Origin of the sequence: Klebsiella sp. RC2, assembly GCF_014192815.1 — a bacterium.
GTDB classification, from domain to species: Bacteria; Pseudomonadota; Gammaproteobacteria; order Enterobacterales; family Enterobacteriaceae; genus Klebsiella; species Klebsiella variicola.
This window is the reverse complement of the sequence record NZ_JACHYL010000004.1, coordinates 86,149-106,243: the sequence shown is the minus strand read 5'-3', so window position 1 is coordinate 106,243 and position 20,095 is coordinate 86,149. Positions and strand designations below refer to the sequence as shown.

The 20,095-nt window shown below is 57.2% G+C and carries 14 protein-coding genes and 1 pseudogene; 11 read left to right on the top strand and 4 right to left on the bottom strand.

What is annotated here, in order from left to right:
- Window positions 1-20: 20 nt before the first annotated feature.
- The 5 genes and pseudogenes from glgC to FHW76_RS14135 all read left to right on the top strand — a co-directional run bounded on the left by glgC (window position 21) and on the right by FHW76_RS14135 (window position 6,074).
- Entirely contained in the window at window positions 21-1,316 is a 1,296-nt protein-coding gene (gene glgC / locus FHW76_RS14155; RefSeq protein WP_008806989.1) for a glucose-1-phosphate adenylyltransferase, read from the top strand.
- Complete coding sequence (gene glgA, locus FHW76_RS14150; RefSeq protein WP_004202133.1) at window positions 1,316-2,749, top strand: glycogen synthase GlgA; 1,434 nt, start codon at window positions 1,316-1,318, stop codon at window positions 2,747-2,749. The genes glgC and glgA overlap by 1 nt, the downstream gene beginning before the upstream one ends.
- A 17-nt stretch (window positions 2,750-2,766) precedes the next feature.
- Window positions 2,767-5,214, top strand: a complete 2,448-nt coding sequence (gene glgP / locus FHW76_RS14145) for a glycogen phosphorylase (protein ID WP_008806990.1) — start codon at window positions 2,767-2,769, stop codon at window positions 5,212-5,214.
- A 214-nt stretch (window positions 5,215-5,428) separates the two neighbouring features.
- A pseudogene (locus FHW76_RS14140) lies at window positions 5,429-5,775 on the top strand (type II toxin-antitoxin system RelE/ParE family toxin).
- Window positions 5,775-6,074 carry a helix-turn-helix domain-containing protein gene (locus tag FHW76_RS14135; RefSeq protein WP_008806992.1) on the top strand — a complete coding sequence of 100 codons (300 nt, stop codon included), beginning with the start codon at window positions 5,775-5,777 and terminating at the stop codon, window positions 6,072-6,074. Before FHW76_RS14140 ends, FHW76_RS14135 begins: the two are co-directional and overlap by 1 nt.
- Window positions 6,075-6,136: 62 nt before the next feature.
- Here the strand turns inward: FHW76_RS14135 and glpD are convergent, their stop codons facing one another.
- Window positions 6,137-7,645 (bottom strand): glycerol-3-phosphate dehydrogenase, encoded by a 1,509-nt coding sequence (glpD, locus tag FHW76_RS14130; protein ID WP_008806993.1) that lies wholly within the window; start codon window positions 7,643-7,645, stop codon window positions 6,137-6,139.
- 204 nt (window positions 7,646-7,849) lie between these two features.
- Here glpD and glpE point away from each other — a divergent pair, with 204 nt between their 5' ends.
- From glpE to FHW76_RS14115, 3 genes are read left to right on the top strand one after another with little or no spacing between them, the layout of a single operon-like run.
- A complete protein-coding gene (gene glpE / locus FHW76_RS14125; protein ID WP_004202138.1) occupies window positions 7,850-8,179 on the top strand; it encodes a thiosulfate sulfurtransferase GlpE in 330 nt (109 codons plus the stop codon).
- Window positions 8,180-8,229: 50 nt separating this feature from the next.
- Entirely contained in the window at window positions 8,230-9,060 is an 831-nt protein-coding gene (gene glpG, locus FHW76_RS14120; RefSeq protein ID WP_008806994.1) for a rhomboid family intramembrane serine protease GlpG, read from the top strand.
- A 49-nt stretch (window positions 9,061-9,109) separates the two neighbouring features.
- On the top strand, window positions 9,110-9,868 hold the full coding sequence (locus tag FHW76_RS14115) for a DeoR/GlpR family transcriptional regulator (RefSeq protein ID WP_008806995.1): 759 nt from the start codon (window positions 9,110-9,112) through the stop codon (window positions 9,866-9,868).
- Window positions 9,869-9,883: 15 nt separating this feature from the next.
- Here the strand turns inward: FHW76_RS14115 and malT are convergent, their stop codons facing one another.
- Entirely contained in the window at window positions 9,884-12,589 is a 2,706-nt protein-coding gene (malT, locus tag FHW76_RS14110; RefSeq protein WP_183476788.1) for an HTH-type transcriptional regulator MalT, read from the bottom strand.
- A gap of 131 nt (window positions 12,590-12,720) precedes the next feature.
- On the opposite strand from malT, the gene FHW76_RS14105 reads away from it, so the two are divergent.
- The 3 genes from FHW76_RS14105 to malQ all read left to right on the top strand — a co-directional run bounded on the left by FHW76_RS14105 (window position 12,721) and on the right by malQ (window position 17,711).
- The gene (locus tag FHW76_RS14105; protein ID WP_012540400.1) at window positions 12,721-12,870 is read left to right on the top strand and encodes a hypothetical protein; all 150 of its coding nucleotides are present in this window, start codon (window positions 12,721-12,723) and stop codon (window positions 12,868-12,870) included.
- 343 nt (window positions 12,871-13,213) lie between these two features.
- Complete coding sequence (gene malP, locus FHW76_RS14100; RefSeq protein WP_012540401.1) at window positions 13,214-15,604, top strand: maltodextrin phosphorylase; 2,391 nt, start codon at window positions 13,214-13,216, stop codon at window positions 15,602-15,604.
- A 10-nt stretch (window positions 15,605-15,614) separates the two neighbouring features.
- Window positions 15,615-17,711: a 4-alpha-glucanotransferase gene (gene malQ, locus FHW76_RS14095; protein WP_008806998.1), complete on the top strand. Its 2,097-nt coding sequence runs from the start codon at window positions 15,615-15,617 to the stop codon at window positions 17,709-17,711.
- Between the two features lie 99 nt (window positions 17,712-17,810).
- On the opposite strand, the gene gntT is transcribed toward malQ, so the two are convergent.
- Both gntT and nfuA read right to left on the bottom strand, forming a co-directional pair.
- On the bottom strand, window positions 17,811-19,127 hold the full coding sequence (gene gntT / locus FHW76_RS14090) for a gluconate transporter (protein ID WP_008806999.1): 1,317 nt from the start codon (window positions 19,125-19,127) through the stop codon (window positions 17,811-17,813).
- Between the two features lie 336 nt (window positions 19,128-19,463).
- Complete coding sequence (gene nfuA, locus FHW76_RS14085; protein WP_002920540.1) at window positions 19,464-20,039, bottom strand: Fe-S biogenesis protein NfuA; 576 nt, start codon at window positions 20,037-20,039, stop codon at window positions 19,464-19,466.
- Window positions 20,040-20,095 lie beyond the last annotated feature (56 nt).

Genomic DNA, 20,095 nt, shown 5'->3' with positions numbered 1-20,095 from the left:
GGTGTAAAAAGGAGTTAATCATGGTTAGGCTTGAAAAAAACGATCCGCTGATGCTGGCGCGTCAATTACCCATCAAATCCGTGGCGTTGATCCTCGCGGGCGGGCGTGGCACCCGGCTCAAGGATCTCACCATTAAGCGTGCGAAACCTGCCGTTCACTTCGGCGGCAAGTTCCGTATTATCGATTTCGCATTATCTAACTGCATTAACTCAGGGATCCGCCGTATCGGCGTCATCACCCAGTATCAGTCGCACACGCTGGTGCAGCATATCCAGCGCGGCTGGTCGTTCTTCAGCGAAGAGATGAATGAGTTTGTCGATCTGCTGCCAGCCCAGCAGCGCGTGCACGGCGAAAACTGGTATCGCGGCACGGCGGACGCAGTGACGCAGAACCTGGACATCATCCGCCGCTACAAAGCGGAGTACGTGGTGATCCTCGCGGGCGATCATATTTATAAGCAGGATTACTCGCGCATGCTGATTGACCATGTCGAAAAAGGGGCGCGTTGCACCGTGGCCTGCATGCCGGTGCCCATTGAAGAGGCATCCGCCTTCGGCGTCATGGCGGTCGATGAAAACGAAAAAATCATTGAATTCGTCGAGAAACCCGCTAACCCGCCGGCGATGCCAACCGACCCGACCAAATCACTGGCCAGTATGGGCATTTATATCTTTGACGCCGCCTATCTTTATGAGCTGCTGGAAGAAGACGATCGCAACGAAAACTCCAGCCACGATTTCGGCAAAGATATCATTCCGAAGATCACCGAAGCTGGCATGGCTTATGCACATCCTTTCCCGCTCTCCTGCGTGCAGTCTGACCCGAACGCTGAGCCGTACTGGCGCGATGTGGGAACGCTGGAGGCCTACTGGAAGGCCAACCTCGATCTGGCGTCAGTCACGCCGGAGCTGGATATGTACGACCAGAACTGGCCGATCCGCACCCATATGGAATCGCTGCCACCGGCGAAGTTCGTCCAGGACCGCTCCGGTAGCCACGGCATGACCCTGAACTCGCTGGTTTCCGGCGGCTGCATTATCTCCGGGTCGGTGGTGGTGCAGTCGGTGCTGTTCCCGCGCGTGCGGGTGAACTCATTCTGTAACATTGATTCGGCAGTCTTGTTGCCAGATGTCTGGGTGGGGCGCTCATGCCGCCTGCGTCGCTGCGTGATTGACCGCGCCTGCGTCATCCCGGAAGGTATGGTGATTGGTGAGAACGCGGAAGAGGATGCACGCCGCTTCTATCGCTCAGAGGAAGGTATCGTGCTGGTGACCCGCGACATGCTGCGGAAATTGGGGCACAAACAGGAGCGCTAATGCAGGTCTTACATGTATGTTCTGAGATGTTCCCGCTGTTAAAGACGGGCGGTCTGGCGGACGTCATCGGCGCACTGCCGGCGGCGCAAATTGCGGAGGGTATCGACACCCGCGTGCTGTTGCCGGCGTTTCCCGATATCCGCCGCGGCGTGGTGGATGCCCAGGTGGTAACCCGCCGCGATACCTTCGCCGGGCGGATCACGCTGCTGTACGGCCACTTTAACGGCGTGGGGATCTACCTGATAGACGCCCCGCATCTCTATGACCGGCCGGGGAGCCCATACCACGATACCAACCAGCACGCTTATACCGACAACGTCCTGCGCTTTGCGCTGCTGGGCTGGGTGGGAAGCGAAATGGCCAGCGGACTGGATCCGTTCTGGCGCCCGGATGTGGTGCATGCCCATGACTGGCACGCCGGCCTGACGCCGGCCTACCTGGCGGCGCGCGGACGCCCGGCTAAATCGGTCTTTACCGTGCACAACCTGGCCTACCAGGGGATGTTTTACTCCTGGCATATGAATGATATCGAGCTGCCGTGGTCGTTTTACAACATGCATGGCCTCGAGTTTAACGGTCAGATCTCGTTTCTGAAGGCCGGTCTTTACTACGCCGACCATATTACGGCGGTAAGCCCGACCTACGCGCGCGAGATCACCGAACCGCAATACGCCTACGGCATGGAAGGGCTGCTGCGCCAGCGCCATCATGAAGGACGGCTGTCGGGGATCCTCAACGGCGTTGACGACGGTATCTGGAGTCCGCAAAACGATCTGCTGCTGCCGATGCGCTACGATCGCGACACGCTGGAGGAGAAGGCGGAGAACAAGCGTCAGCTGCAGATTGCGATGGGCCTGAAGGTCGATGACAAAGCGCCGCTGTTTGCCGTGGTCAGCCGCCTGACCAGCCAGAAAGGGCTGGATCTGGTGCTCGAAGCGCTGCCGGGTCTGCTTGAGCAGGGCGGCCAGCTGGCGCTGCTGGGCGCCGGCGATCCGGTGCTGCAGGAAGGTTTCCTCGCCGCCGCCGCCGAACATCCGGGCAAAGTGGGGGTGCAGATTGGCTACCATGAGGCCTTCTCCCATCGCATTATGGGCGGCGCCGACGTCATTCTGGTGCCGAGCCGCTTTGAACCGTGCGGCTTAACTCAGCTGTATGGTCTGAAGTACGGCACGCTGCCGCTGGTGCGCCGCACCGGGGGGCTGGCGGACACGGTCTCTGACAGTTCGCTGGAGAACCTTGCCGATGGTCTGGCGACAGGGTTTGTCTTTGAGGACAGCAATGCGCTGTCATTGCTGCGCGCTATCCGTCGCGCCTTTGTTCTCTGGTCGCGCCCGTCGCTCTGGCGCTATGTGCAGCGTCAGGCGATGAATATGGATTTTAGCTGGCAGGTTGCCGCGAACTCCTATCGCGAACTTTATCAACGCTTGATGTAACCACTGGAGTCATTGTTATGAATGTACCCTTTAGCTATGCATCACCGACGCTGAGCGTTGAGGCGTTAAAGCACTCTATTGCCTATAAGCTGATGTTTATCATCGGTAAAGATCCGGCCATCGCCAACAAGCATGAATGGCTTAACGCCACGCTGTTTGCCGTCCGCGATCGCATGGTGGAGCGCTGGCTGCGCTCCAACCGCGCGCAGCTCTCGCAGGAAGTGCGCCAGGTATACTATCTGTCGATGGAGTTCCTGATTGGCCGTACCCTCTCTAACGCGCTGCTGTCGCTGGGCATTTATGACGATGTGAGCAGCGCACTGGCGGAGATGGGGCTCGATCTGGAAGAGCTGATCGATGAAGAGAATGACCCCGGTCTTGGCAACGGCGGTCTGGGCCGTCTGGCGGCCTGCTTCCTGGATTCCCTGGCGGCGCTGGGTCTGCCGGGACGCGGTTACGGGATCCGCTACGACTACGGGATGTTTAAACAGAATATCGTCGATGGCCGACAAAAAGAGTCCCCTGACTACTGGCTGGAGTACGGTAACCCGTGGGAGTTTGAGCGCCACAACACCCGCTACAAAGTGCGTTTCGGCGGCCGCATTCAGCAGGAAGGAAAGAAAACCCGCTGGATTGAGACGGAAGAGATTATTGCGGAAGCCTACGACCAGATCATCCCCGGCTTTGACACTGACGCCACCAACACGCTGCGTCTGTGGAGCGCGCAGGCCAGTAGCGAAATTAACCTTGGTAAATTCAACCAGGGCGACTACTTCGCTGCGGTAGAGGATAAAAACCACTCCGAAAACGTCTCCCGCGTGCTCTATCCGGATGACTCGACCTACTCCGGACGCGAGCTGCGTCTGCGCCAGGAGTATTTCCTCGTGTCGGCGACGGTACAGGATATTTTGAGCCGCCATTACATGTTGCATAAGACCTTTGACAACCTGGCGGACAAGATTGCCATTCACCTCAATGACACCCACCCGGTGCTGTCAATACCGGAGCTGATGCGCCTGCTTATCGACGAACATAAATTCAGCTGGGACGAGGCGTTCGAGGTGACCTGTCAGGTCTTCTCCTATACCAACCATACGCTGATGAGCGAGGCGCTTGAGACCTGGCCGGTGGATATGCTGGGCAAAATTCTGCCGCGCCATCTGCAGATTATCTTCGAGATTAACGATTACTTCCTCAAGACCCTGCAGGAGCAGTATCCCAATGATACCGCGCTGCTCAGCCGAACCTCGATTATCGACGAGTCCAACGGCCGTCGCGTGCGGATGGCCTGGCTGGCGGTGGTGGTCAGCCACAAGGTCAACGGCGTGTCGGAGCTGCATTCGCGGCTGATGGTGGAGTCGCTGTTTGCCGAATTCGCTAAAATCTTCCCGATGCGCTTTACCAACGTCACCAACGGCGTCACGCCGCGCCGCTGGCTGGCGCTGGCCAACCCGCCGTTGTCGAAAGTGTTGGATGAGCATATCGGCCGCACCTGGCGGACCGATCTGAGCCAGCTTGACGAGCTGAAGCAGCATATCGACTATCCGACGGTCAATCAGGCGGTGCGTCAGGCTAAACTGGAAAACAAACAGCGGCTGGCCAGCTATATTGCGCAGCAGCTTAATGTGGTGGTGAATCCGAAGGCGTTGTTTGATGTGCAGATCAAACGCATCCATGAGTACAAACGCCAGCTGATGAATGTGCTGCACGTCATTACCCGCTATAACCGGATCAAAGCCGATCCGCAGGCGGAGTGGGTGCCGCGAGTGAACATTTTCGCCGGTAAGGCGGCCTCGGCTTACTACATGGCCAAGCATATTATTCACCTGATCAACGATGTGGCCGCGGTGATCAATAACGATCCGCAGATTGGCGACAAGCTGAAGGTGGTCTTTATCCCCAACTACAGCGTCAGCCTGGCGCAGCTGATTATTCCGGCGGCAGACCTGTCGGAACAGATCTCCCTCGCAGGCACTGAAGCTTCCGGCACCAGCAATATGAAGTTTGCCCTTAACGGAGCGCTGACTATCGGCACCCTCGACGGGGCGAACGTGGAGATGCAGGAGCACGTGGGCGAAGAGAATATCTTTATCTTCGGCAACACCGCGGAAGAGGTGGAGGAGCTACGTCGCAGCGGCTATAAACCACGCGAATACTACGAGCAGGATGAAGAGCTTCACCAGGCGCTGACGCAGATCGGTACCGGCGTGTTCAGCCCGGCGGAACCGGGGCGCTACCGCGACCTGCTGGATTCGCTGATTAACTTTGGCGACCACTACCAGGTGCTGGCGGACTATCGCAGCTATGTGGACTGTCAGGATCGCGTCGACGAGCTGTATCAACATCCGGAAGAGTGGGCCTATAAAGCGATGCTGAATATTGCCAACATGGGCTACTTCTCCTCTGACCGGACGATCCAGGAGTACGCGAAATATATCTGGCATATCGACCCGGTAAGGCTGTAAGCCAGTCAATGCAACTCAACGGGGCCATTTGGCCCCGTTTCTGTCTGTGCGGAGAACGTTTTATTCGGAAAAGTGCCGGGGAGGATTCAGGCTATTGCGGGAATATACTATTGACGTGAATTCGCCAGCAGTACGATAAATGCTCAATAAGTTTACGTTCATAGCCTAATGGCTATAATATGGATGATAGCCTTTAGGCTATGAGGGATCGCCTATGTGGGATGTAGAAACGACGATACGTTTGATGCCTGGTTCGAATTACAAAGTAGAGCTTTAAAAGAGGATATGTTGGTCACGATGCTCATCTTGTCTGAGTTTGGTCCGCAGCTTGGGCGCCCGTATGTTGATACGGTGAAAGATTCAACGTTTCAGGATATGAAAGAACTCCGGGTTCAGCATCATGGGCTCCCCATCCGCGCCTTTTTTGCTTTTGCTCCACTGCGGAAAGCTATCGTTTTATGTGCGGGCAATAAGGATGGCATGAATGAGAAACGTTTTTACAAAGAGATGATTACTCTGGCTGACAGAGAATTCAGCCAACACCTGACTAAGGAGCGATAATGGCCACGCTAAAAGAACTCATGGCGAAACAGAGTCCTGAAAGCCAGCAGCGTATTGCAGCGAAAGCGGCAGAGATACGCCAGTCTGTCGCTTTAAACTTGCTTCGAGAAGAGTTGCAAATGTCGCAAACAGAGATGGCTGCGGCTATGGGGGTAAAGCAGCCAACGATCGCTAAAATGGAACAGGCTGATAACGATCCGCGGCTTTCGACCCTAAAACGCTACATTGCGGCATTGGGGGGAGAACTCAGTATAAATGTCACGTTGCCGACTGGAAAAAAAGTCTCGTTTAATTTGTGAACAGGTATCCGGGCCAAGCGCAAGCCATAGCCCGGGTATTTCTCTCCTGGCGCCGCGCGATGTCAGGACGCTAACGACAGTTCAGACTTTCCCGCATGCTGCGCCAGCCATTCGCTGATGCGCGCTTGCTGCTCGGCATTCAGCCACATGCCCTGTTTGGTACGACGCCAGATGGCGTCATCCAGGCTGCGCACCCATTCGTGCTCAACCAGATATTTCAGCTCGGCTTCATAAAACTCATGGCCGAAATCTTCCCCCAGATCGCTCAGGGCGCTGGCTTCCTTCAGGATCCACTCGCTGTTGCTCCCGTAGGTGCGGGCATAATGGCGGGCCAGTGATTCGCTGATGAACGGGAAGCGACGGCGTAGTTTTGCTGCATAGTCGTCGCGGTCGCCGCCGATATCGCCGCCGGGGAGCACCGCGGTTTTGGTCCATGCCGGGCCGATCCCTTTGTAATAGGGAGTCAGTTTTTCCAGCGCATGCTCGGCCAGTTTGCGATAGGTGGTCAGCTTCCCGCCGAAGACGGAGAGCAGCGGCGCCTGGCCGTTCTCATCGTGAATATCCAGCGTGTAGTCGCGGGTGATCGCCTGCGGCGAATCCGACTCGTCATCACACAGCGGACGGACGCCGGAGTAGGTCCAGACGATATCGTCCCGGCTGAGAGTCTTTTTAAAGTGCGCGTTATAGACGTTCAGCAGGTAATTAATCTCTTTATCATCAATGGCCACCGCTTTCGGATCGCCCTTATACTCGACGTCCGTCGTGCCGATGATGGAGAACTCATCCATCCACGGGATAACAAACACAATACGTTTATCTTCGTTTTGCAGAATATAGGCCTGCTTCTGAGTATGCACTCGCGGCACCACGATGTGGCTGCCCTTGATCAGGCGGATACCGTAAGGCGAGCGCAGATGCATCCCTTCGTCGAAGAACTGTTTGACCCATGGACCGGTGGCATTGACCAGACCGCGCGCCTTCCAGGTAAACTTCTCGCCGCTATCGATATCTTCCGCTTCCACCACCCACAGGCCATTCTCTCGTTTTGCCGAGATGGCGCGAGTGCGGGTCCGCACTTCGCCGCCTTTGCGGACAACCATCTGCGCGTTGGCCAGCACCAGGCGGGCATCGTCGACCCAGCAGTCGGAATATTCGAAACCGCGCACAATTTCCGGCTTAAGTACCGACTCTGCGCCAAAACGCAAGCCGGTGGAGCCCGGCAGGCTGGTGCGTTTGCCCAGATGATCGTACATAAACAAGCCGATACGGATCATCCATGCCGGACGCAGATGCGGACGATGCGGGAGACGAAAGCGCATCGGGAAGGCGATATGCGGAGCCATTTTTAACAGCACTTCACGCTCGGCCAGCGCTTCGCTGACCAGGCGGAACTCATAGTGTTCGAGGTAGCGTAGCCCGCCGTGGATAAGTTTGGAACTGGCGCTGGAGGTAGCGCAGGCGAGATCGCGCGCTTCCAGCATCAGTACGGATAAACCCCGCCCGGCGGCATCTGCCGCGATACCGGCACCGTTGATGCCTCCGCCTATCACAATCAGATCTTTGGTTTCCACGTTCTTACCCTCTCACACTTTCGTTTAAGCTCACAAATGCTCGATATCGCTCACTATAGCAAACAAACGCGCTTTTGGTAACATCAAAAAAACATTTTGGAGTGATGGGTGTAACATATTGGCGTTTCTTTACCGCCTGACGGTACACTACAGGGTAAAATTGGGCCGGCCATCGCCCGTCATGACGAGAAAGAGAAGAGAACCATGGAACAGTTTGAATGTATCAACGTTGAAGAAGCGCACCAGAAGCTGCATCAGCAGACGGCGGTGCTGGTGGATATCCGCGATCCGCAAAGCTATGCGATGGGCCATACGCCGGGCGCGTTTCATCTGACCAACGATACGCTGGGCGCGTTTATGCGTGACCACGACTTTGACACGGCGGTGATGGTGATGTGCTATCACGGCAACAGCAGCAAGGGCGCCGCGCAGTATCTTCTGCAGCAGGGGTTTGATAAGGTCTACAGCGTTGATGGCGGGTTCGACGCCTGGCATCGCCATTTCCCGGCGGAAGTGGCGCACGGGACGTTTTAACGGCTGGCAGGTATACTATCCCCCTTTGTGTGGAATAAGCGATTCGCTGCATGTTAATGATTACCTCTTTTGCCAATCCACGGGTGGCCCAGGCGTTTGTCGATTATATGGCGACGCAGGGGATTATCCTGACCATTCAGCAGCACGCCCAGAGCGACGTCTGGCTGGCTGATGAGAGTCAGGCCGGGCGTGTCAGGGCTGAGCTGGCCCGCTTCCTTGAGAACCCGGCGGATCCGCGTTATCTGGCGGCGAGCTGGCAGTCCGGACAGACCAATAGCGGGTTGCGCTATCAGCGCTTTCCTTTTTTTGCCACGCTGCGGCATAACGCCGGCCCGTTCACCTGGGCGATTCTGCTCATCTGCATCGCGGTGTTTATCCTGCAAAATCTGCTGGGCGATCAGCCGGTGATGATTTGGCTGGCCTGGCCCTACGATCCTTCGCTGCAGTTCGAAGCCTGGCGCTATTTCAGCCATGCTTTCATGCATTTCTCGCTGATGCATATTCTCTTCAACCTGCTATGGTGGTGGTATCTCGGCGGCGCGGTGGAAAAACGCATCGGCAGCGGCAAACTGGTGGTGATCACCGTTATCAGCGCCCTGTTGAGCGGCTTCGTGCAGCATCAGTTTAGCGGCCCGTGGTTTGGCGGCTTATCGGGCGTGGTCTATGCGCTGATGGGCTACGTCTGGCTGCGGGGCGAGCGCGATCCGCAGAGCGGTATTTATCTGCAGCGCGGGTTGATACTCTTTTCTTTAGTGTGGTTAATTGCTGGCTGGTTTGACGTTTTCGGCATGGCGATCGCTAACGGCGCGCATGTGGCTGGTCTGGCGACCGGCCTGGCGATGGCGTTTGTTGATACCTTGCATGGGCGAAAACGCGCATAAAGACTTACCGACAGGGGTCGGGTAGGCGACATTTTTCCAGGGATATTTCATGAAACAAACACAACGTCATGACGCGATTATCGAGCTGGTAAAAAAACAGGGTTACGTCAGCACGGAAGAGCTGGTTGAGCAGTTCGCGGTCAGCCCGCAGACCATCCGCCGCGACCTGAATGATTTAGCCGAACAGAAAATGATCCTCCGCCATCACGGCGGCGCGGCGCTGCCCTCCAGCTCGGTGAACACCTCCTGGCATGATCGCAAAGCGACCCAGACGGCGGAAAAAGAGCGTATCGCCCGGCGGGTAGCCAGCGAGATCCCCGACGGGGCGACGCTGTTTATTGATATCGGCACCACGCCGGAAGCGGTGGCGCACGCCCTGCTCGATCACCACGATTTGCGCATTGTCACCAATAACCTGAACGTGGCCAACACGCTGATGGTTAAAGAGGATTTCCGCATTATTCTCGCCGGTGGTGAACTGCGTAGTCGCGACGGCGGGATCATTGGGGAAGCAACCCTGGATTTTATCTCGCAGTTCCGTCTCGACTTCGGCATTCTTGGCATCAGCGGCGTCGACAGCGATGGCTCGCTGCTGGAGTTTGATTATCATGAAGTGCGCACCAAGCGCGCGATCATTGAGAATTCACGCCACGTGATGCTGGTGGTGGATCATACCAAGTTTGGCCGCAATGCGATGGTCAATATGGGTAGTATCAGTATGGTCGATGCGGTCTATACCGACGTGCTGCCGCCGGCGGGCGTGCTGAAGGTCATCACCGATAACAACCTCCAGCTGGAGCTGTGCTAAACGGCAACGGCGTCGTCAGACGCCGTATCCCATCATTTTGAGTAACTGCTGAGCATGCTGCACCGCGTCTTGCCGGTGGGCGACGCCCAGTTTCTGATACAGGTTGCGAATGTGGGTCTTGATGGTGGTAGCCGCCACGTCAAGCTCGCCGGCAATCTGCTCGTTGCTGTAACCGGAATAGATTAAGCCAAGCACCTGCCATTCGCGCTGGGTCAGCGGGCTGGTGCGGATAAGCTCCGGCACCTCCGGGTGATTCAGCAGCCGCTCGACGAACCCTTCGTCAAAGTGGGCGAATTTGTGGCGATGATGCTGGTTGATGTCGCGCAGAATACGCTGGGCGCGGTGTTGCTCCAGCTCCGGCAGAGTGTTCAGCTGGATCAGCTGGCGCAGCTGCTGAGCCATCGCCTCGCCTTCAATCACAAAGTGGTTGATAAAGCCGGTGCGGTTGGCGAGCGTCAGGGCTTCGAGCAAGGCTTTCTGCGCTTCGCTCTTGCGTCCTGCCTGCCAGTACAGTTGGTTGAGCAGCAGCAGGTTGCGGTTGAGATCGCTCATCAAACGCAGCGAACGCGCATTTTCGTTCAGCTCTTCCAGCACCATTTCCGCCGGTTCGAAATCGCCCAGCAGGATCTGCGCCCGGGCAATGTTGCGCCACTGGCTCTGCAGGAAGTGGTTGTTGGCGAATTCCGGCTTCGGCGTCTGGCGCAGCCAGTTGGCCGCCGCGGTTTTATCGCCGGTCATCTGCCAGTAGATCACCCGCACCTTATCGGCGTTGGAGACCCAGTCGCTGTGATAATGACCGTTACCGAGCAGGTTTTCCAGCCGGTTCAGGTGGCTGCGGGCATTATCGAGATCGCCGCGCGCCAGCGAGCACTGGACCATCAGCGCCAGACACTGCAGCTGCTGCTGCGGCTGATAAGTTGAGAGAACGTCCATTCCCTGGCGGGCGCAGGCTTCAGCTTCGTCGAGGCGCGCCCATGCCCACAGCAGCTGAGAACGGATGCGCAGCAGGAACTCATGCATCGGCAACTGCTCAAGGTGCTGTTCACGCACCAGCTGGAAGGCTTTCTCCTGGCTCTCCCAGGCAGCCTGCAGGAAGCCTTGGGCAAAGAGAATTTCACTTTGCTGAATAATGCTCCACAGCGCGTAATGCCACACGTCGTGACGGCGGGCCATCTGTTCGGTCTGCTGCATCACGGCGAGGGATTTGGTCAGTTTCCCCTTGCAATGGAGGACTTCGCCATGCACCGAGGTGGCGACGATGCGGCTGTAATAGTTGGCCAGCGGCAGCTCTTCCAGGGCCACCATCGACAGACGTTCCGCTTCGTCCTGGTCGCCGTCGTTAATCGCTACCTGTGCGCGCAGCGCGTTGAAATCGCCATGCATCGCGGTGTCCATTTCCACACTCATTTCCTGCTCGGCGCGCGCCAGCAGGGTGTTGACTTCGCTGTAACGATGCTGGCTCTGCATCAGCCAGGCCTGCAGCAGGATCAGGCGCGGATTTTCCAGCAGATTTGACCAGGGCAGCGCCGACAGCGACTGCTCCAGCAGCCCCAGTTCGCTATGGTTAAACATGCCCCAGGCGTGGTTGAGTAAGATATCGCGCAGCATTTTGGCATCGCCAGCGGCCAGAGCATGATGAATGGCCTCGCTGGGGAACCCTTGCGCCATCCAGCTTTCCGCCGCAGCGCGGTGGATCTCCGGCAGTTCAACCGACAGCTCCCACTGACAACGCTGGCGCAGGAAGCTGCCAAACAGCGGGTGATAGCGGAACCATTCACCGGAATCATCCATCCGCTGCAGGAACAGCCCCTGGCGTTCGATCTCCTCCAGCTGCATCTGGCCATTCTCTTCGCCGGTGACGCGCACGATTAACGCGTCGTTCATCGAGCGCAGCAGAGAACTCTTCAGCAAAAAGTTACGCGTGCGGGCGTCGACGTTATCCAGTACTTCATCCACCAGATAATCCGACAGATGGCTGGCGTTAATCCCGGCGAGGCGGCGGGCGGAGTGTTGGGCGGAAGAGTTATTCTGGCGGGCGGAGAGGGCGATGAGCTGCAGCGCGGTGGCCCACCCGGCGACATCGTCGCACAGCCGGCTGCTGTCGTCGGCTTCGATTGGCGACGTCAGACGGCAGTCGAAAAATTGTTTCGCTTCCTGGTGGGTAAAGGCCAGCTGCTGGCTGCCAATCTCCAGAAGCTGATCGCGGACGCGCAGGTTGGCAATGCCCAGCTGCGGCAGGTTACGCGACAGCACCACCAGGGTCATATTCTCCGGCTGATGGCGCAGGAAAAAGCGCATCGCGTCATGGATCGCCGGATTATTGATCAGGTGATAATCATCAATGACGAGGTACAGCGGGCGCTGCCAGTCGGCGAGTTCAATAAACAGCTGCGCAAAAAGAGAGGAGAGGCTGGCGTACTGGCGCTTTTGCACCATCGCTTCACTGGCCCCGCAGTGGTTGCCGGTGGCCTGCTGGATCGCCGCGATCAGATAGCTGGCAAAACGCTCCTGCTGATTGTCGCCTTCGTCCAGCGAAAACCACCCGAGATCGTTTTTACCCGCGGCCCACTGAGAAATGAGCGTTGTTTTACCGTACCCGGCAGGGCTGGTGATCAGCACGAGACGATAATTGTTCGCGCCGGAAAGTTTCGCCAGTAAACGCTCACGAACCACAGTGTGTTCAAGGCGGACCGGACGACTTAATTTGGACGGAATCAACATAGTTCTACATTTCGCTGTGCAAGAGAGAGGTTGCGATTTTTTTTGCGCTTCGTAATTAATATCTAATAAGGTCGGTGATTATGAAATTTATTGCAAGTTATGTCCGAACTTTATGCTCTTGAATTTGCTCTATGTCACAAATTTTGACATTGGTTGAGAATGGGGAAAAATCGCAGGCAGAACTCGCCGCCAGCGGTTTTCAGGCGGCGGCTGGCGGAGCGGGGAGAGATTTATTTTATGTGAAGAGTAGTTGTTTGTTTTTATTAAATTATTGTCAGTGATTTCTTAGAAGTAATCTTTTTTGCGGATCAATGTGATGAAATGTGCTTATTTCTCCAGAGCTCTCTATTTATTCTTTTAATAACCTGGCGAGAGGCGGAAAGATTTTTAGCGCGTATTGGCCTGTAACAAATTTTTTCCCTGCGGACGTAACCTCTCGATTGTCATATCGCGGTGATTTTTACAGCATATTTTTGCCTTCTCACCCACACTATAGTGTCCAGGATCACACTTTTCGCTCATCCCCGCCACTCCTCCCTGTCTAATCCCCGTCGGGATGAGGACGATGAATCGGGAGGTCGGCACACTAGCGCCATCGTTTTAGTAAAGGACCCGGATCTCATTATGTCACAGACTTCATTTAACAAAGCTCAGTTTCAGGCTGCACTGACGCGTCAGTGGCAGCATTTTGGTTTACAGTCCGCTTCCGAGATGACACAGCGTCAATGGTGGCGCGCGGTCAGCGGAGCGCTGGCGGAACTTCTGGCGGCGCAGCCGGTAGCGAAACCGGCGCAAGGACAGCGTCACGTTAACTACATCTCGATGGAGTTTCTGATTGGTCGCCTGACCGGCAACAACCTGCTCAACCTGGGCTGGTACGAGGGCGTCAGCGACGCACTGAAAGGCTACGACGTCAACCTCACCGATCTGCTGGAAGAAGAGACAGACCCGGCGCTGGGTAACGGCGGCCTGGGACGTCTGGCAGCCTGCTTCCTCGACTCCATGGCGACGGTGGGGCAGTCGGCGACCGGTTACGGTCTCAATTACCAGTATGGCCTGTTCCGCCAGTCATTTGACGATGGCCAGCAGATGGAAGCCCCGGACGACTGGGGGCGTAACAGCTACCCGTGGTTCCGTCATAACGAAGCGCTGGATGTCCAGGTAGGTATCGGCGGGAAAGTCAGCAAAAACGGCGAATGGCAGCCGGCGTTCGTCATTACCGGCGAAGCCTGGGACCTGCCGGTGCTTGGCTATCGCAACAACGTCGCCCAGCCACTGCGTCTGTGGCAGGCCAAACACGCTCATCCGTTCAACCTGACCAAATTCAACGATGGCGATTTCCTGCGCGCCGAGCAGCAGGGCATCGACGCGGAAAAACTGACCAAGGTGCTGTACCCGAACGACAACCATCAGGCCGGTAAAAAACTGCGCCTGATGCAGCAGTACTTCCAGTGCGCCTGCTCAGTGGCCGATATCCTGCGTCGTCATCATCTGGCAGGCCGCAAGCTGGCCGAGCTGGCGGATTACGAAGTGATCCAGCTGAACGATACGCACCCGACCATCGCCATTCCGGAGCTGCTGCGCGTGCTGATCGACGAGCACCAGCTGAGCTGGGACGACGCCTGGGCGATCACCAGTAAAACCTTTGCTTACACCAACCACACCCTGATGCCGGAAGCGCTGGAGTGCTGGGATGAGAAGCTGGTGAAAGCGCTGCTGCCGCGCCATATGCAGATCATTAAAGAGATCAACGACCGCTTTAAACAGCTGGTGGACAAAACCTGGCCGGGCGATAAGCAGGTCTGGGCGAAGCTGGCGGTGGTGCATGACAAGCAGGTTCGGATGGCCAACATGTGCGTGGTGGGCGGCTTTGCTGTCAACGGCGTGGCGGCGCTGCACTCGGACCTGGTGGTAAAAGATTTGTTCCCGGAATATAACCAGCTGTGGCCGAACAAATTCCATAACGTGACCAACGGTATCACGCCGCGCCGCTGGATCAAGCAGTGCAACCCGGCGCTGGCCTCGCTGCTGGATGAGACGCTGAAAAAAGAGTGGGCCAATGACCTCGACCAGCTGATTAACCTGGAAAAATATGCTGACGATGCGGCGTTTCGTCAGACTTATCGCGATATCAAGCAGGCCAACAAAGTTCATCTGGCTGAGTTTGTGAAGCAGCGTACCGGGATTGAGATCAACCCGCAGGCGATTTTCGATATTCAGATCAAACGCCTGCACGAGTACAAGCGTCAGCACCTTAACCTGCTGCATATTCTTGCGCTGTACAAAGAGATCCGCGAAAACCCGCAGGCGGACCGCGTACCGCGCGTCTTCCTGTTCGGCGCGAAAGCGGCGCCGGGCTACTATCTGGCGAAAAACATTATTTTTGCCATCAATAAGGTAGCGGAAGCGATCAACAACGACCCGAAAGTCGGCGATAAGCTGAAAGTGGTCTTCCTGCCGGACTATTGTGTATCGGCAGCGGAAAAACTGATCCCGGCGGCGGATATCTCCGAGCAGATCTCCACCGCGGGTAAAGAAGCCTCTGGCACCGGCAACATGAAGCTGGCGCTGAACGGCGCGCTGACCGTCGGGACGCTGGATGGCGCTAACGTGGAAATCGCTGAGCAGGTGGGCGAGGAAAACATCTTTATCTTCGGCCACACGGTTGAAGAGGTGAAAGCCCTGAAAGCGAAAGGCTACGATCCGCTGAAATGGCGTAAAAAAGACAAACTGCTCGATGCGGTGCTTAAGGAGCTGGAGAACGGCACCTACAGCAACGGCGACAAGCATGCCTTCGATCAGATGCTGCACAGCCTGCTGCAGGGCGGCGATCCGTACCTGGTGCTGGCCGATTTCGAAGCCTACGTAGCGGCGCAAAAACGGGTAGATGAGCTGTATCGCGACCAGGAGGCCTGGACCCGCGCGGCTATCCTCAACACCGCGCGCTGCGGCATGTTCAGCTCCGACCGCTCGATCCGCGATTATCAGCAACGTATCTGGCAGGCGAAACGCTAAAGGAAGGCCTATGGAGAGTAAACGCCTCGATAATGCCGCGCTGGCGGCGGGCATCAGCCCCAGCTATATCAACGCGCACGGTAAGCCGCAGTCTATCGCGGCTGTCACCAAACAGCGCCTGCTGGATGCGATGCATCGCTCTACCGCCGCCACGAAAGTGGCGGTTAACCCGCTGCCGAACGTGAAAATTTTCACCCACGGCAAAAAAATGTCGCTGCCGGTGGCAGGACGCGGTGAGTATCAGTGGATCCTGACCACTGAGGACGGTAAGCAGTATCAAGGGAAAACCCGCGGCGGCGAGACGCTGCCGCTGCCGGCTAAACTGCCGGAGGGGTACCACTCCCTGACGCTCACCCAGGAGGGAGAGCGTTGGCACTGCCGGACCATTGTCGCGCCGGCGCGCTGCTATGAACCGCAGCCGCTGAAAGAGGGGAAAAAGCTGTGGGGCACCTGCGTGCAGCTTTATACCCTGCGCTCGGAGAAAAACTGGGGGATCGGCGATTTTGGCGATCTGCGGGCCATGTTGCCGGAAATCGCCCGCCGCGGCGGGTCGTTTATTGGCCTTAACCCGATACATGCTCTCTATCCGGCGAACCCGGAGAGCGCCAGTCCGTATAGCCCGTCTTCACGTCGCTGGCTGAACGTCATCTACATCGACGTTAATGCGGTTGAAGATTTCCAGCGTAGCGAAGAGGCGCAGGCGTGGTGGCAGTCCGCAGCGACCCAGCAGGCCTTGCAGGCGGCGCGGCAAACGGATGATGTCGACTATACCGCGGTCACCACGCTGAAAATGACCGCGCTGCGTATGGCGTGGAAACGATTCTCTCGTCGTGAAGATGAGCAGATGACGGCGTTCCGCGAGTTTGTTCTGCGCGAAGGGGAAAGCCTCTACTGGCAGGCCGCTTTCGATGCGCTGCACGCCTGGCAGGTACAACAGGACCCGCTGCGCTGGGGCTGGCCGGCCTGGCCGAAGGCCTTTCAGGATATCGACAGCCCGGAGGTGAAAGCCTTCTGCATTGAGCATGAGGACGACGTCAGTTTCTATCTCTGGCTGCAGTGGCTGGCCTGGAGCCAGTTCGCCGCCTGCTGGGAAACCAGCCAGCGCGACGGGATGCCGATTGGCCTCTACCGCGATCTGGCGGTGGGCGTCGCCGAAGGCGGGTCGGAGACCTGGTGCGACCGTGAGCTGTACTGCCTGAAAGCGTCCGTGGGCGCGCCGCCGGATATTCTGGGCCCGCTGGGCCAGAACTGGGGCCTGCCGCCGATGGATCCGCATATTATTGCCGCTCGCGCCTATGAGCCGTTTATTGATCTGCTGCGCGCCAATATGCAGAACTGCGGCGCGCTGCGCATCGATCACGTGATGTCGGTGCTGCGTTTGTGGTGGATCCCCTATGGTGAAACCGCCGACCATGGCGCTTACGTTCAGTATCCCGTCGACGATCTGCTGTCGCTTCTGGCGCTGGAAAGCCAGCGTCATCGCTGCATGGTGATCGGCGAAGACCTGGGCACGGTACCGGTGGAGATTGTCAGCAAGTTACGCAACAGCGGCGTCTATTCTTATAAGGTGCTCTATTTTGAGAGTGATGCAGAGAAAACGTTCCGCGCGCCGGCGCTGTACCCGGAGCAATCAATGGCTGTGGCGACGACGCACGACCTGCCCACCCTCCGCGGCTACTGGGAAAGCGGCGATCTGACGCTAGGTAAAGCGCTGGGGCTCTATCCTGATGAGGTGGTGCTGCGCGGGCTGTACCAGGACCGCGAGCTGGCGAAGCAAGGGCTGCTGGATGCGTTGCATAAGTACGGCTGTCTGCCCAAACGTGCCGGGCATAAGGCCTCTCTGATGAGCATGACCGGGATCCTCAACCGGGGGATGCAGCGTTACATTGCCGACAGTAACAGTGCGCTACTGGGCCTGCAGCCGGAAGACTGGCTGGAGATGGCGTCGCCGGTTAACATTCCGGGCACCAGCACTGAGTACCCGAACTGGCGCCGGAAGCTGTCCGTCACCCTGGAGCAGATGTTTGCCGATGAACAGGTCAATAAGCTGATTAAGGATCTGGATAAACGGCGCAAGGCGGCGAGCAAGAAAGCCGCCGCCAGATGACTTCCCGCCGCGTCGTTTGCTGCGCGGCGATGAGCATGTCCGATAAAAAAGGCCGGTCCGCATTATGCGGACCGGCCTTTTTCTGTGGCGGGAGTCTCCTTACACCACCATCCCCAGCAGCAGACAGCCTACCAGGCCGCATACTGAGATAATGGTTTCCAGCACCGACCAGGACCTGATGGTCTCGCCGATGGTCAGGTTAAAGTACTCTTTGAACAGCCAGAAACCCGGATCGTTGACGTGAGAGAAGATAACGCTGCCGGAGCCAACGGCGATAACCATCAGTTCCGGGCTGACGCCGGTGGTGGCGATCAGCGGCGCGGCAATCCCGCCTGCGGTGATGGCGGCAACGGTCGCCGAACCCAGCGCGATACGCAGCACTGCGGCGATTGACCACGCCATAAACAGCGGAGACATGTTCGATTCGTGCATGATAGAGGCGATGTATTTATCCATGCCGCTATCCACCAGCACCTGTTTGAAGGCGCCGCCGCCGCCGATGATCAACAGCATCATCGCGATGATTTTAATAGAAGAAGTCAGGGTATCGTTGATCTGCTCCATGGAGCGGCCGCGGTTCAAACCGAAGGTGAACAGGGCGATCAGTACCGCAATCAGGGTGGCCATCACCGGGTCGCCGAAGAACTCAGCAATCGGCAGGAAGGCGTGGCCCTTCGGCAGGATCATCTCGGCCACGGCGCGCATCGCCATCAGGATCACCGGTACCAGCGAGGTCCAGACGCTGACGCCAAAGCCAGGCATCTCTTCTTCAGTGAATACTTTCGGGTTATGCAGGCCTTCCGGGATCGGCTTATCAATGCCTTTCAGGAAGCGCGCAAACACCGGCCCTGCCAGGATAACCGTCGGGATAGCCAGAATGGTACCGTAGAGCAGCGTTTTGCCCATATCGGCATGGAAGATGGTGGCAATCGCGGTCGGACCCGGGTGCGGCGGCAGGAAGCCGTGGGTGACGGAGAGTGCAGCAGCCATCGGTACACCGACGTACAGCAGCGGGATGCGGGCCGAGGCGGCGATGGTAAATACCAGCGGCAGCATCAGCACGAAGCCTACTTCATAGAACAGCGCGAAGCCGACGGTGAAGCCGGTCAGGACCACGGCCCACTGAATATGCTTCTTACCGAACTTATTGATAAGGGTAGTGGCGATACGCTGGGCGCCGCCGCAGTCTGCCAGCAGTTTACCGAGCATAGCCCCGAAGCCCATGATCAGCGCGAGGCTGCCAAGGGTGCCGCCAACGCCGTTCTTGATAGAGACGATCACTTTATCCAGCGGCATACCCTGCATTAATCCGACGGCGAGCGCCACCAGAACCAGCGCAATGAAGCCGTTCATTTTGAAACGGATCATTAACAGCAATAACAGGGCAACCCCGATAGCAACGATGATTAATGGCATGATTTACCTGGCCTTAATTTGTTATGGGTAACGTCAAAGATTCAACCTGTAAGACATCTGCCCCATGTGGGAGCAAAATAGTCTGGCACCGTAAATACTTGCATTATCCTTACCCAGAGAAAGGATAGCTGGCTATTTTTTTGCCGGTGGTGCCTGAAGTGGATGATACGGGTAACATGTGAGGGTTGAGAATCACCTGACGGGGGAAAATGTTAAATATGAGACTTAAGTCATACTCTTTCCCCGGTTTTTGCCGGTCATTTAGCGGGAGATGTTGCGCGGTAACACAGAAAGGGCCAGGGAGGACCGGCGGCAGGGTGCCGCCGGAGGAAGGGCTTAGTAGTAGGAGTGCTCGCCGCGCTGATGCTCGGTCAAATCGCGAACCCCTTTCAGCTCCGGAAACTCGTTCAGCAGCTGCTTTTCAATGCCTTCTTTCAGGGTCACGTCAACCATCGAACAGCCGTTGCATCCGCCGCCGAACTGCAGAATAGCCAGACCGTCGTCGGTGATCTCCATCAGCGACACGCGGCCGCCGTGGCCCGCCAGCTGCGGGTTAATCTGCGACTGCAGCAGGTACTCGACGCGCTCCATCAGCGGGGCATCGTCAGAGACTTTGCGCATCTTGGCGTTCGGTGCTTTCAGCGTCAGCTGCGAGCCAAGCTGGTCGGTGACGAAATCAATTTCAGCGTCTTCCAGATAGGGCGCGCTGAGCTCATCGACATAGGCGGTCAGCTGTTCAAATTTCAGCGCCGTGTCGGTGTCTTCCACCGCATCCGGTGGGCAGTAAGATACGCCGCACTCAGCGTTTGGGGTGCCGGGATTAATCACAAATACGCGAATTTGCGTCCCTTCTTCCTGATTTGCCAGCAGTTTGGCAAAGTGCGCTTGTGCAGCATCGGAAATACGGATCATAGCGTTGGCCTAATAGTTGACTATTTTACTGGGTTATAATACGCCCATCAGCGGGG

Coding starts and splice junctions, on each gene's coding strand:
- glgC (WP_008806989.1), top strand. CDS start 21: ATGGTTAGGCTTGAAAAAAACGATCCGCTGATGCTGGCGCGTCAATTA.
- glgA (WP_004202133.1), top strand. CDS start 1,316: ATGCAGGTCTTACATGTATGTTCTGAGATGTTCCCGCTGTTAAAGACG.
- glgP (WP_008806990.1), top strand. CDS start 2,767: ATGAATGTACCCTTTAGCTATGCATCACCGACGCTGAGCGTTGAGGCG.
- FHW76_RS14135 (WP_008806992.1), top strand. CDS start 5,775: ATGGCCACGCTAAAAGAACTCATGGCGAAACAGAGTCCTGAAAGCCAG.
- glpE (WP_004202138.1), top strand. CDS start 7,850: ATGGAACAGTTTGAATGTATCAACGTTGAAGAAGCGCACCAGAAGCTG.
- glpG (WP_008806994.1), top strand. CDS start 8,230: ATGTTAATGATTACCTCTTTTGCCAATCCACGGGTGGCCCAGGCGTTT.
- FHW76_RS14115 (WP_008806995.1), top strand. CDS start 9,110: ATGAAACAAACACAACGTCATGACGCGATTATCGAGCTGGTAAAAAAA.
- malT (WP_183476788.1), bottom strand. CDS start 12,589: ATGTTGATTCCGTCCAAATTAAGTCGTCCGGTCCGCCTTGAACACACT.
- FHW76_RS14105 (WP_012540400.1), top strand. CDS start 12,721: ATGTCACAAATTTTGACATTGGTTGAGAATGGGGAAAAATCGCAGGCA.
- malP (WP_012540401.1), top strand. CDS start 13,214: ATGTCACAGACTTCATTTAACAAAGCTCAGTTTCAGGCTGCACTGACG.
- malQ (WP_008806998.1), top strand. CDS start 15,615: ATGGAGAGTAAACGCCTCGATAATGCCGCGCTGGCGGCGGGCATCAGC.
- gntT (WP_008806999.1), bottom strand. CDS start 19,127: ATGCCATTAATCATCGTTGCTATCGGGGTTGCCCTGTTATTGCTGTTA.
- nfuA (WP_002920540.1), bottom strand. CDS start 20,039: ATGATCCGTATTTCCGATGCTGCACAAGCGCACTTTGCCAAACTGCTG.